The organism is uncultured Collinsella sp. (assembly GCF_959026545.1).
GTDB lineage: Bacteria > Actinomycetota > Coriobacteriia > Coriobacteriales > Coriobacteriaceae > Collinsella.
In genome coordinates, this window is sequence record NZ_CAUFLV010000002.1 from 29,877 (window position 1) to 42,141 (window position 12,265).

At 60.3% G+C, this 12,265-nt stretch carries 10 protein-coding genes; 8 read left to right on the forward strand and 2 right to left on the reverse strand.

The genetic code is table 11. From position 1 onward, the window contains the following. Nucleotides 1-96 precede the first annotated feature (96 nt). From Q5Q88_RS01380 to Q5Q88_RS01410, 7 genes are all read left to right on the forward strand, one after another. Complete coding sequence (locus Q5Q88_RS01380; RefSeq protein WP_294159239.1) at nucleotides 97-1,149, forward strand: ABC transporter substrate-binding protein; 1,053 nt, start codon at nucleotides 97-99, stop codon at nucleotides 1,147-1,149. Nucleotides 1,150-1,354: 205 nt separating this feature from the next. Then, entirely contained in the window at nucleotides 1,355-2,086 is a 732-nt protein-coding gene (locus Q5Q88_RS01385) for an ABC transporter ATP-binding protein (RefSeq protein WP_294159241.1), read from the forward strand. Nucleotides 2,087-2,496: 410 nt separating this feature from the next. After that, on the forward strand, nucleotides 2,497-2,730 hold the full coding sequence (locus Q5Q88_RS01390) for a FeoA family protein (RefSeq protein ID WP_118654417.1): 234 nt from the start codon (nucleotides 2,497-2,499) through the stop codon (nucleotides 2,728-2,730). A gap of 148 nt (nucleotides 2,731-2,878) precedes the next feature. Further along, nucleotides 2,879-3,100, forward strand: a complete 222-nt coding sequence (locus tag Q5Q88_RS01395; RefSeq protein WP_302741339.1) for a FeoA family protein — start codon at nucleotides 2,879-2,881, stop codon at nucleotides 3,098-3,100. A 185-nt stretch (nucleotides 3,101-3,285) separates the two neighbouring features. Beyond that, the gene (gene feoB, locus Q5Q88_RS01400) at nucleotides 3,286-5,526 is read left to right on the forward strand and encodes a ferrous iron transport protein B (protein ID WP_302741341.1); all 2,241 of its coding nucleotides are present in this window, start codon (nucleotides 3,286-3,288) and stop codon (nucleotides 5,524-5,526) included. 316 nt (nucleotides 5,527-5,842) lie between these two features. Beyond that, a complete protein-coding gene (locus Q5Q88_RS01405) occupies nucleotides 5,843-6,064 on the forward strand; it encodes a hypothetical protein (RefSeq protein WP_118654420.1) in 222 nt (73 codons plus the stop codon). Between the two features lie 63 nt (nucleotides 6,065-6,127). Continuing rightward, on the forward strand, nucleotides 6,128-8,056 hold the full coding sequence (locus tag Q5Q88_RS01410; RefSeq protein WP_302741346.1) for a fructose-1,6-bisphosphatase: 1,929 nt from the start codon (nucleotides 6,128-6,130) through the stop codon (nucleotides 8,054-8,056). Nucleotides 8,057-8,104: 48 nt separating this feature from the next. Here Q5Q88_RS01410 and Q5Q88_RS01415 read toward each other — a convergent pair whose 3' ends face one another. Beyond that, entirely contained in the window at nucleotides 8,105-8,314 is a 210-nt protein-coding gene (locus tag Q5Q88_RS01415; RefSeq protein WP_302741348.1) for a helix-turn-helix domain-containing protein, read from the reverse strand. 499 nt (nucleotides 8,315-8,813) lie between these two features. Between Q5Q88_RS01415 and Q5Q88_RS01420 the strand changes: the two genes are divergently transcribed. Further along, entirely contained in the window at nucleotides 8,814-11,846 is a 3,033-nt protein-coding gene (locus Q5Q88_RS01420) for a BTAD domain-containing putative transcriptional regulator (RefSeq protein ID WP_302741350.1), read from the forward strand. A gap of 90 nt (nucleotides 11,847-11,936) precedes the next feature. On the opposite strand, the gene yhbY is transcribed toward Q5Q88_RS01420, so the two are convergent. Next, a complete protein-coding gene (gene yhbY, locus Q5Q88_RS01425; protein ID WP_118654423.1) occupies nucleotides 11,937-12,236 on the reverse strand; it encodes a ribosome assembly RNA-binding protein YhbY in 300 nt (99 codons plus the stop codon). Nucleotides 12,237-12,265: the final 29 nt, after the last annotated feature.

Here is a 12,265-nt window from a genome sequence, read left to right on the forward strand (position 1 = left end):
TCGAAAATACCCCTCGTTTTGAAGCGATTTTTCGTCATTCCTGCCCATTTGCTGATCGACACCATATCGCAATGATTTTTTAGAAAGAGGTTTTCCATGTTTACAGATGAAAACAGCCTGATTGTTTCACGCAGGGCGGCGTTGGGCGCCGGTGCCGCGGTTCTAGGCACTGCCGGCGTTTTGGCGCTTGCGGGCTGCGGCGGTGGTAGCTCCCAAGGATCCGGTTCCTCGTCGGGAGAGGGCTCCGGCCTTCGCAAGGTGACCTTTGCCCTGGACTGGACGCCCAACACGAACCACACGGGCGTGTACGTTGCCGCGGAGCGCGGCTACTACAAAGAGGCGGGCCTCGAGGTCGAGATCGTGCAGGCCCCCGAGAACGGTGCCGATGCGCTCGTGGCCGCAGGCGACGCCGAGTTTGGTGTGAGCTTCCAGGACACCATGGCAGCCTACGTTTCCGGCGATGACAAGCTGCCGGTGACGGCCATCGCTGCGATCATCCAGCACAACACCTCGGGCATCATCAGCATGAAGGACAAGGGCATCACGAGCCCCGCCAAGATGGCAGGTCACACGTATGCCACGTGGGAGATGCCCATCGAGCAGGGCGTGATCGAGCGCTGCGTCGAGACGGACGGCGGAGATTTCAGCCAGGTCGAGATGATTCCCTCCACGGTGACCGACGAGGTCACCGCGCTTTCCACCGATCAGGTTGACTCGATTTGGATTTATTGGGCCTGGGCGGGCGAGAAGTGCAAGCTCGCGGGCCTCGATACCAACTACTTCGCCTTCGCCGACATCGACTCGGTCTTCGATTACTACACGCCGGTGATCATTGCCAACGATGATGTCATCAAGCAGGATGCAGATATGGTGCAGGCCTTTGTCGATGCGACCCGCCGTGGGTACGAGGATTGCATCGCCGATCCCGAGGGTGCGGCCGAGATCCTGCTGAAGGCTGCTCCGGAGCTTGAGAAGGAGTTGGTCGTTGCGAGCCAGACGTACCTGGCCGAGCAGTATCAGGCCGATGCAGAGGCTTGGGGCGTGATTGACCAGGACCGCTGGGATGCGTTCTTCGAGTGGGTGGGCGACCAGGGCTTCGCCGATGCGATTGAGCCTGGTGCCGGCATGACAGACCAGTTCTTGTCGTAGCGCGGCGGTATCGGCGGATGCTTGCATTTCGATAGGGCATGAGATCAAAGAGCGGCTTTTGGGGAAGGTTTACTGGTATTCGTTACCTGCGGTTTCTTCTGCAAACGATGCAGGATACTCGAAAAACAGCGAAAAACTGCCCCCCAAAGCCGCGCTTTGCTCAGAGGGAGTGAATTTTAAAGTGGCGCACTTGGAAATACAGGGGGTGTCAAAGGGTTTCGACGGTGTCGATATCCTTGAGGGCATCTCGATGACGGTCGAATCTGGGCAGATCGCCTGCCTACTCGGCCCTTCCGGGTGTGGCAAGACCACGCTGTTCAACGTGGTGGCAGGGCTTTCTTCTCCACAATCGGGGCGGGTCTTGCTCGATGGCGAGGACATCACGGGGAGCCCAGGGCACCTATCCTATATGCTGCAGAAAGACCTACTTCTGCAGCACAAGCGCATTATCGACAACGTTTCGCTGCCGTTGGTGCTGCGTGGTGTCCCTCGCGATGAGGCACGTGTCCAGGTCGCGGGACTCTTTGAGACGTTTGGGCTTGAAGGTACGCAGATGCGCTGGCCCAGTGAGCTCTCGGGCGGGATGCGCCAGCGTGCCGCCCTGCTACGCGCCTACCAGTATTCACGCAATTTCATGCTGCTCGACGAGCCGTTCTCGGCACTTGACGCCTTCACGAAGGCGGACATGCACACGTGGTTCCTCGACGTCGCCGAGCGCATGGGCACGACTTCTCTTATCGTGACGCACGACATCGATGAGGCGATCATGCTGGCAGATCACATTTACGTGATGCGCGGAAACCCCCAGGCGGGAGTGCCCACCACCATCGTGGGGGAGGAGCTCATCGCTTGTCCCCGCTCCGCCCGCGCCGAATTCGCCGTGAGCGAGACGTTCCTCGTCCATAAGCGCCGGATTATGGGACTGCTCGGTCGATAGCCCCCTCCTTTCCTCTCTTTTGTTCACGCTTGGCACATGATGTTGAGGTTTTTCGTACTGTTCTTGCATACTTCTGAGTAGCGATCGATTATGTCCCAACGCGACCTGCGGTTTTATCGACTCAAATGAGGGTGTACGTGCCAATTCGCAAAAGTAATACGAAAAACCTCAACTTCTGGCGAGAAGTGGCATGTGGGTCCGTTGTGCCGCGCCCGTCAACGCCCGCGAGAAGTGATTGCGTGTTATTCCGATGCAACCTGCAGCACTGGTGTGAAGTGACGCATGAGCAGTTGAACGCCTCAAAAGAGTGAGGTATTTCAAAAATGTAACAGATGGCAAACTTTCTAGTGCCAATGTGCTTCCGTTGTGTTAGTTTACTTAGGTGAACATTCCAATGGAGGTGCTTCGTCATGCAGAAGATTGGTCAGACTTTGCCGTTGTCGCTGGTACGAGCTGGTGAGACGGTCACTGTATGCCGGGTTCGCGGCAACGAGGACATGAAGCGCCACCTGCAGGAGATCGGCTTCGTCGATGGAGCCGAGGTGCATGTCGTCTCATCATCGGGGTCGAACATCATCGTCCTCGTTAAGGGGGCACGGTTTGGCATTGACGCCAAGGTTGCACAGCACATCATGGCGGCCTAGCCGCGCGTGTGAGGCTTGCATCGTGCAACGGAGTCGGGCACACCGGTGCGTCTGTGCTCACGGGTACGCCCGAGACCTCTGTGCGTTCGATCGGTATGACGAGACCGCCTACGCCCGGGATGTTCAAGATCTGCAGAAAGGGGGAAGTATGAAAACGCTGGCAGAAGTAGAGGTGGGGGATAGTGCCACGGTGGTTAAGCTCCACGGCGACGGTGCCCTTCGCCGTCACCTTATGGACCTGGGGCTCATCAAGGGCACGCCGTTCAAGGTCGTGAAGGTCGCTCCGCTGGGCGATCCGGTGGAGATCACCGTGCGCGGCTACGAGCTGTCCATCCGCAAAGAGGAGGCCGCGATCGTCGAGGTCGTCTGATGCGCCGGATGCGCATTGTCATATCGGTAGAGTTAGCCATATCTAACAAGTGAGAGGGAAACGGGGACATTTCCAAAAGGTGCATTGAGTCGCAACCGATCAGCATCTCGTGAAATCGCTCCCGTCCTCACCTGGGCGAACTCAGCAACGAATACGTTTCAAAGCCAAGAGAGAAGAAGGATCGCATGGCGAATCCAACACTGCATATCGCGCTTGCCGGCAACCCCAACTGCGGCAAGACCACCCTATTCAACCTCATCACCGGTGCCAACGGGTACGTGGGCAACTGGCCGGGTGTCACGGTTGAGAAGAAGGAAGCACCCCTGTCGCGCGACAAGGGCGTGATCATCACCGACCTCCCCGGCATCTACTCGCTGTCCCCGTATAGCCCCGAGGAGCGCGTGAGCCGCGACTACCTTATGAGCGGCGAACCCGACGTGGTCATCCAGGTGATCGACGCGACGAACCTTGAGCGCAACCTGTATCTCGCGCTCCAGGTCATCGAGACGGGGCTGCCCGTGGTCGTGGCCCTCAACATGGCTGACCTCGTGGAGAAGAGCGGTGACCGGATCGATGTCTCCGCCCTCGAGAAGAGCCTGGGTTGCCCGGTCGTCATGATCTCCGCACTCAAGAACAGGGGGGTGGACGAGCTCATCGCCGCCGCCCGCAAGGCCGCCACGGCGAGATGCGGGACGTCGGAGGCCACCGCATGCCGACATGCCTTCGACGCCGCGATCGAGGGCGTTCTCGAGCGGATTGAGGCGCAGATTCCCGCGTCGGTCGAGGTTGGCAAGCGCCGCTACTACGCGGTCAAGTTGTTCGAGCGCGACGCCGAGATCTTGGCGGAGCTCTCCCTGCCGCAGGCGTCCGTCAAGCGGATCGAGGAGCTTGTGGCCGCGTGCGAGCGCGACTGCGACGATGACGCCGAGTCCATCATTACCGGCGAGCGCTACGCCGTGATCGCGCATATCGTGGATGCGTGCCTGCATCGCGCTCCGGCACGCATGAGCACCTCGGAGAAGATCGACCGCATCGTCACGAATCGCTGGCTCGGCCTGCCCATCTTCGCCCTGATCATGTTCGGCGTGTATTACCTGGCAATTTCCACGTTCGGCACCGCCATGACCGACTGGGTGAACGACAGCCTCTTCGGCGATGGTTGGGAGCTGCTCGGTGCCGCTATGCCGAGCGTGCCCGCCCTGTTCGAGGGCTGGCTCACGGCCGCCGGCGCATCCGACATGGTCATCTCCCTGGTTTGCGACGGCATCGTGGCCGGCGTGGGCGCCGTGCTCGGCTTCATCCCGCAGATGTTCGTCCTGTTCGTGCTCCTGTCCTTCCTCGAGGACTGCGGCTACATGGCTCGCGTCGCGTTCGTGATGGACCGCGTGTTCCGCCGTTTCGGCCTCTCGGGTAAGTCGTTCATCCCCATGCTGGTGTCCACCGGCTGCGGCGTGCCCGGCGTGCTCGCCACCAAGACGATCGAGAACGAGAAGGACCGCCGCATGACGGTCATGACCACGACGTTCATCCCGTGCGGCGCCAAGCTGCCCGTGATTGCGCTCGTCATGGGCGCGCTCATCGGCGACGCCGAGTCCACGTGGATCGCGCCGCTCTTCTACTTCCTCGGTGTTGTAGCGGTCATCGTCTCCGGCATCATGCTCAAGAAGACGCGTCTGTTCGCCGGTCGTCCCACGCCCTTCGTCATGGAGCTGCCGAGCTACCACATGCCGAGTGCGCGCAGCTGGGCTTTGCATGTGTGGGAGCGCGTGAGCGCCTACGTCAAGAAGGCCTTCACGATCATCTTCGCCTCCACCATCGTGGTGTGGTTCCTGTCCAACTTCGGCTTGTTCGACGGCGCCTTCGGCTACCTGCCCGCCATGGCGGGAATCCCCGAGGAGTTCACGGACCACTCACTGTTCGCCATGGTTGCGGGTGCGGTGAGCTGGATCTTCGCCCCGCTCGGCTTCGATACCTGGCAGGCCACGGCAATGTCCGTCACGGGTCTCGTTGCCAAGGAGAACGTCATGGCCACCGCCGCGTCGCTGCTGCACCTGACCGACGCCACCGAGACCGACCCGAGCCTGTGGTCCGCGTTCGCGGCGCTCTTCCCCAGCGCGGGCGCCATTGCCGCGTTCGGCGCGTTCAACCTGCTGTGCGCTCCGTGCTTTGCCGCCATGGGTACCATCCGTGCCCAGATGAACTCCGCAAAGTGGACCGCCATCGCACTCGGGTATGAGTGCGGCTTCGCCTGGGTGGTCGGCCTCATGATCAACCAGTTCTACCTAGCGGCGACCGGCGTGGTCGGCGTGTGGACCATCGTCGCCGTCGCATTCGCTGTGGCGATTGTGTTCCAGCTCGTGCGCCCCATGCCCTCGTATGCGTGGGATGACGCGGGCATAGGATGCGCCTGCGCCACAAAGGCTTAGCCCCTTTTTGGCAGCTGGGTCGAATGTGCAGCTATCCACCGTGATGGTTGGGATGCAATCCGGCTGCCTGTGCGGGCTCGCGGCTCGTTTCGACGCGGTGCTCGACGGACATGCTTGCATGCTCGGGCATCCGCTTGCCGCAAATACGGCGTTTTTGTAACGAGTTTTTTGACAGCTCGAGTAGACCCCTGTTTTTGCCAACAAAACCCCAGTTGGCAAGTGCGCAAAATGGGCCTGTACGTAGGAGCCTTCGGATTTCGTTACAAAAACGTCCGATTTCGGGCATGATGGGTTTGTCTTTAGAAAAAGGAGTTGTATGTCGGCTATCGACTTTGTGATTCTCACGTTGGTCGCGGTGGCGTTCATCGCGGTCGTGCGTCGTATTCGCAAAAAGGGGACGTGCGCTGATTGCGCGAGCGCGGGATCGTGCAGCGGGTCATGCTCCAGCTGCTCCTCGTCTGGGCACGCGGCTTGCCCCGCCTGCGAGGGCGTGGACCGCGTGGCCGAGAAGCTCGCTCGCAACGTCGACAAATCGTGAATCCGCGGCGTCCCGTGCTAAGCTGGGCGTGAACGCTCTGCCAGCCAGCGGGAAGGAATAACCGTGAATTCGTTCGGTCGGACCGACCAATCCCTCAAGTACTTGCGTCTTCTTTCCCAGCAATTCCCCACGCAGCAGTCCGTCTTCACTGAGATCATCAACCTGCAGGCAATCCTCAACCTGCCCAAGGGCACCGAGCATTTCATGAGCGACCTGCACGGCGAGTACGAGGCGTTCCTGCACATCCTGAACAACTGCTCGGGCGTGGTACGGGAGCACGTCGACGACATCTTCGGCGACACGCTCGCCGAGGAGGAGAAGGCGGACCTCTGCACGCTCATTTACTATCCGCACGAGAAGCTCGAGCTTGCGCATCGCATGCACCTCGATTCGCCGAGCTGGTACAAGACCACCCTCGACCGCCTGCTGGTGGTGACGCGCTCGCTTTCCAGCCGGTACACGCGATCCAAGGTGCGCAAGGCGATTCCCCACGATTACGCCTACATTATCGACGAACTGCTGCACACGCACCCGGACGAGAACAACTACCGCGTCCGCTATCACGAGCGCATCATCGATTCGATCTTCGAGACCGATGCGGGTGAGGACTTTATCTGCTCGCTTTCCGACCTGATCAAGCGCCTGGTTATCGATCATCTGCATCTGGTGGGCGACATCTTTGACCGCGGCGGCGGGGCCTCGAAGATCATGGACCGGCTTTCGAGCTACCACTCCTTCGACATCCAATGGGGTAACCACGACCTGCTATGGATGGGTGCCGCAGCGGGCCAGCCCGCCTGCATCGTCACGGTGCTGAGGAATAACCTGCGCTATGGGAACTACGAGATTCTCGAGAACGATTACGGCATCTCCCTGCGCGAGCTCGTCGCGTTCGCGGAGCGTACGTACCGTCCGGTTCCCGAGGGCGTGTCGGGATTGGCGACGACGCTCACGCCACTCATGAAGGCCGTGAACGTCCTGCTTTTCAAGCTCGAAGGCCAGATCATCATGCGTCATGCCTGCTTTGACATGCACGATCGGTTGCTGTTGGAGCGCATTGATTTGGAGGCGGGTACGGTCCGACTGGCGGATGGTCGGGATTACGCGCTCGCGACGTGCGATTTCCCCACGTTCGACCCAGAGCGCCCCTATGAGTTGAGCGAGGACGAGCAGCACATTGTAGACCGCCTGGTGGCGGAGTTCACCACCGCGGATCACCTGCATCGCCACGTCAACATCTTGTACAGCCACGGATCCATGTATCTGGCGCATAATCGCAACCTGCTCTTCCACGGGTGCGTTCCCATGAACGAGGATGGAACGTTTTCGAGCATGAACTGCCTGGGCACGTGGCGGAGCGGTCGTGACTACCTGGACTTCTGCGATGAGATTGCCCGTCGCGCATGGCGTACGCACGACCAGGATGCCCTGGATTGGATGTGGTACCTGTGGATTGGCATGAAATCCCCTGCGAGCGGGCGCCTGGTCAAGACGTTCGAGCGCACGTATATCGATGACCCTTCCTGCTGGCAAGAACCCATGGATCCGTATTTTGAGCTGACGCGCGACGAGGGCGCCTGTGACGCCATCATGGCGGAGTTCGGCTTGGCATCCGGAACGGGACACATCATAAATGGGCATACGCCCGTGCACACCTCCGAGGGCGAGCAGCCCATCCGTGCGCACGGACGCCTCTTGGTGATCGATGGAGGGTTTTGCAGCGTATATCATCCTAAGACGGGGATTGCGGGGTACACCCTGATCTCGAGCTCACGCGGGTGCCGCCTCAAGGCGCATCAGGCATTCGAGAGCGTTGAGGCGGTGCTCACACGTAACGCCGATATCGTGAGCGAGACCGATCGGTTCGATGTCGCCGAACGTCGTCGTATGGTGAGCGACACCGATACCGGCGTGCAAATTCGCGAACAGATCGCCGACCTGCGCGCCCTGCTTGAGGCGTATCGCACAGGTGTGTTGGAGGAACGCCTGTAGGTGACTTTCCCATCGGGATCGAAGCGGCTTTGTTGCACCAGGGTTTGGCTACCGGAGCAACTCCCAGGGTTCTTTGCCGAGGGCGAAGGCGAGTCGGTCGAGTGTCGAGAGCTTGAGGTTATCGCGTCCCTGTTCGATAAGGTCGAGCGTGACCCGGCTGATGCCGAGCTGCAAGCTGAAATCGACCTTTGACAGGCCGAGATCTTTGCGAATGGCGCAGATGTTCCTGCCCAGGGTATGTTGCGAGCTCTCATTCATGCTACGAGCATGCCCGCGCAAAAAAGCGAAACGTAAACTGCGCTTTACGTTTCGGCCTTTCGCATAGGGATTACAGAAGTGCGGCGAGGGGCGTCCCTTCCTGTCATTGCGCATCGAGTCGTCGCCGTTCATGGCGACGCGGGCTTTGCTGCATGCGGAGTTATCCACATGAGGGATACGCCGAGATGCTCCAACCTTACGGCGACCCGACAATAATCTGCCGTCTGTCCGCCTTCTTTCAACACTGACGGAATTGTAGGTATCTTCGAAAATGAATAGGGGGTACGTAAAGTGCGCCTACAGCGATATGAAATGCAGAAAGTATGCGCAAAGATAGAAATATAGCCACAATTCATACAGAACGGGAGGTTGGCCTGGAATTGCGGAAAACCTGACACGCATCTGACGCAATGCCAAGCGATCAGACATATACCTGACGTTGTGCCATCGACGTTTCGTACCGTTGTAGACGAGCGGTATCGGAAAAAGGAGAGCGGATATGGCACAGGTAAAGACGTGCGATTTGGTCGAAACCGAGCAGAAGGCACCAGAGGGTGAGACGGGTGGAGCCCAAGAGGGGGTGTCAGTTCCAACGCTGAGGAGAGCCGTCCATCGTGCTCGCATCTTGAGGGACATTAAGCTGCGCACGAACGAGGTCAGTGCGACCATTGTGATAGCGCCCGACGGGTTTGGAAAGACGACCCTGCTTTGCCAGCGCGTGGCGGAGGTCCAACGGGACTCCAGTCGCGGCGTCGCACGCATGATCGATGCGGCGGGGATGGATGGCGAGGAGCTGTATGGGCTGCTGGGAGAGTTGGAGATGCATCTTGATGCCCGCATGCGCCCGCTGGTTGCAATCGACAACCTTCCAACGCTCCACGGCGCGGCACTCGAAGGAGTTGCGGGAAGGATGCGCTCGCTTCATCGGAGGGGCTTCGAATTCTTGCTGGCGTGCCTTCCTGGCAATCGCGCATTCGCGAACGGTATGGGCGATGCCTATAAAGTCACGCCTCAGGCCCTCGTGGTCCGTCCGCGCGAATACTCGGATTGGACGCGGATGCTCGGAATCTCCGGTGAGCTCGACGTGTACGATTTGACCCAGGGGATACCCGCGCTCGTCGCGATGCTCGGCATTGTCGACGGTCGGCAGCTGAGCTTGGAGGCGTTTTCTCGCGCAGCCGCGGCGTTGTACCGGGGCGCGCTCGAGGAGATGCGTCGCGGAAGGGATTCCCTGTACCGAACGGCTTGCCTGCTCGTATTGACGGGCGCGGGATCGCTCCGCGACTTCGAGCGCATCGGCATGCGTGTGCGCGTGCAGAGCTGGTCGCGCATCGCGCGCGAATACCCGTTGTTCGGAGTGGATGTTGAGCAGGGGACGTATCGCTGTCTGGTGCAGGGAAGCAAGGCAATGGGCGAGCTATGTTGTCAGATGACGCGCGCACGCCCACTTTTCGCGGTGCGTGCCATCAAGATCCTCATGGCGGCGGACAACGTCGACCGTGCCGTGCGCATCGCGGGCATGCTCGAACATACCGAGGATGCACTGGGGGTCCTGACGGAGCACCCGACTTCGTTTGCGTTGAGCGGCAATGTGGCGTTCGTGCGCGACATGATGGAGTCGATGGGGGATGTCTCCGCGGCGTCGACGCCAGTGGGAGGCGTGCTGGCGCTGTATCTCTCGGCATTGATGAGCGGGGAATTTCGTCTCGCCCGTGCATTGGGCAGTGAGCTCAGGCGCAGGAGGAACGAGATCAAAGGGGAGGTTGCGCCGGAGTCATGGGCGCAAGCACGTGCCTTGTGCAACATGTGGCAGGATTGTAGGGGCATCGGCCTGCCCGAGATCGACGCCGCGTTCACGCAGGGGCATGCGACCGTCGCATCCCAAGATCTAGAGCTTCATGCCAGGATATATGCGGAGCTCATCGGTGGATCTGGGGACGTCACGCTCGAAAGTCACATACAGGGCTTTACTGAGCTGTCCGGCGAAGGAGTATCCATTCCTCGGGTGCTGCTTGCGTGCGATCGTGCACTCGTCGATGCGATGTGTGGGGATATGGGCGATGTCCGAGCGATGGATGCGAACATGCAAAGGATGGCGACGAGGCTTTTGGAGCGCAAGGTAGCGCCCATAGCCACGCATATTCGCATGGTTGCCGCGACGTGCAGATTATTCTCCGGTCTTCCCGTTGCCGATGAGCGCGCGTTCATCGATGCCGGCACGCTTTCCGTTCGCACCTCGGATCTTGCGACGCAATTGTTCTGCCTGGTGGGAGAGGGTTGGCAGGCCCTTGTTCTCGGGCAATGCTCCAACGCCCTGTTTCGCGCACATCAGGTGCTCAAATTGGCAACTGAGGACCAGCGTGTGGTGATGGCATGGGCTCGCATGCTCGAATGCTGTGCGCATCTCGCCGACACACCCCGTATGGCACTTGATGGCGAAGCGGACCTGCTTGATCTTGCAGAACCGGCGCAGACACCGGCCGAGGCTTGGACGGCTGCGTTGAGACTCGCTGCGGCCCATAGATCGTCGGAGCTCAGCGCATGGTGCTCGCTGAACAAGAAGATGCTGCTCACCAAGGGCTTCACCGCGTTCGCCCGTCAGGCGGTCGCCGTGCTGGGCGATAAGGTGGGGCTGATCACCCGGGTGCTCCCCGGCGATTATGCGATGGCCGCCGGAATGGATTCGGAGCCCGCGCCGCGGGAAGGCGAAGCGCCTTGGGAGGGCTCAGACGATGCGGATCTGCTGTTAGGCCAGGTGAATGTGAGGCTCTTTGGAGGATTCCAAGTTGAGCGCGGTGGCCATGTGGCGACCGACGCAATCTGGCGACGCAGGAGGGCGTGCATCATTGCCGCCCGCCTCGTCTTGGCTGCGGGGGCCTTTGTGGGGCGCAAGGAGATCGGAGAGGAGGTGTGGCCCGACAAAGACTATCTTCATGCGCGTGAGACGCTGTACGCCGGCCTTTCGTCGTTGCGGTCGGCTTTTGGCCAAAGTGACGATGGCCCCCAATATGTGCTGACGCAAGGCGAGGGGGTTGCCATCAACACGGAGTATGTGGTTTCGGATACGATGCGTTTCGATGCTCTTGCCAGGGACATTCTTCTCGGCCGCGCGAGGACGACGGGCAGGCAGCTCATCGAGGCGTGTTTGCGGCTGGATGAGCTTTATACCGGCCCCTTGTACGTCCCGAACTTTGGAGATACCTCATTCTATGTGCGGCAGCGGCGCCTGTACCAAACCAAGTTCGTGGACTGCATGATGCGCGGCGCGCATGTGGCGCTGGAGCTGGATGATCTGCCCGTCGCGTCATGGCTTATCGATGCTGCTTTGCGCCAAGCCCCGCTGCGGGAGGACGTCATCCGTGCCGCGATGCACATATACGACAAGGGCGGGCGTCGTCGCGAGGTGGTCGAACTGTACAACAGCCACGTGCATGTGCTGGAACAGGAGCTGCACTCCCTGCCCGAGAGGGAAACGCAAATGGCGTACGAGGCGATAATTCACGGTGATAGAGAGGTGGAACTCTTGGCTTAGCGTCACCAGGGTCCACTGCAGAGCGAACTCGTGCAAAAAGGGGCGACCCGCTGGCCGCCCCTTGAGTTGATCGAGCAGGTAATCGAGTAATTAATCGAGTGTGATGTGCTCGATGTCCTTGCGGCTGCTGACGCGGTACAGGGCAAAGCGATGACCGATCACCTGGACGACTTCGGAGCCCGTGCGCTCGGCGAGTTGGTCGGCCGCCTCGCGGCAGGAGAGTAGGCTGCCATCTTGGACGGCGCACTTGATGAGCTCGTGCGCCTCGAGGGCCTCTTCGGCCTGCTTGGCGATCGCGTCGGTTACGTCGGCTTTACCGATGAGGACGACGGGGTTGAGGTGATGGGCGAGGGCGCGAAGCTGACGGACCTGCTTGCCGGTGAGTGCCATGTATCTACTCGCTTTCTGCGGGAGCGGTT

Coding starts and splice junctions, on each gene's coding strand:
- Q5Q88_RS01380 (WP_294159239.1), top strand. CDS start 97: ATGTTTACAGATGAAAACAGCCTGATTGTTTCACGCAGGGCGGCGTTG.
- Q5Q88_RS01390 (WP_118654417.1), top strand. CDS start 2,497: ATGCAGAAGATTGGTCAGACTTTGCCGTTGTCGCTGGTACGAGCTGGT.
- Q5Q88_RS01395 (WP_302741339.1), top strand. CDS start 2,879: ATGAAAACGCTGGCAGAAGTAGAGGTGGGGGATAGTGCCACGGTGGTT.
- feoB (WP_302741341.1), top strand. CDS start 3,286: ATGGCGAATCCAACACTGCATATCGCGCTTGCCGGCAACCCCAACTGC.
- Q5Q88_RS01405 (WP_118654420.1), top strand. CDS start 5,843: ATGTCGGCTATCGACTTTGTGATTCTCACGTTGGTCGCGGTGGCGTTC.
- Q5Q88_RS01415 (WP_302741348.1), bottom strand. CDS start 8,314: ATGAATGAGAGCTCGCAACATACCCTGGGCAGGAACATCTGCGCCATT.
- Q5Q88_RS01420 (WP_302741350.1), top strand. CDS start 8,814: ATGGCACAGGTAAAGACGTGCGATTTGGTCGAAACCGAGCAGAAGGCA.
- yhbY (WP_118654423.1), bottom strand. CDS start 12,236: ATGGCACTCACCGGCAAGCAGGTCCGTCAGCTTCGCGCCCTCGCCCAT.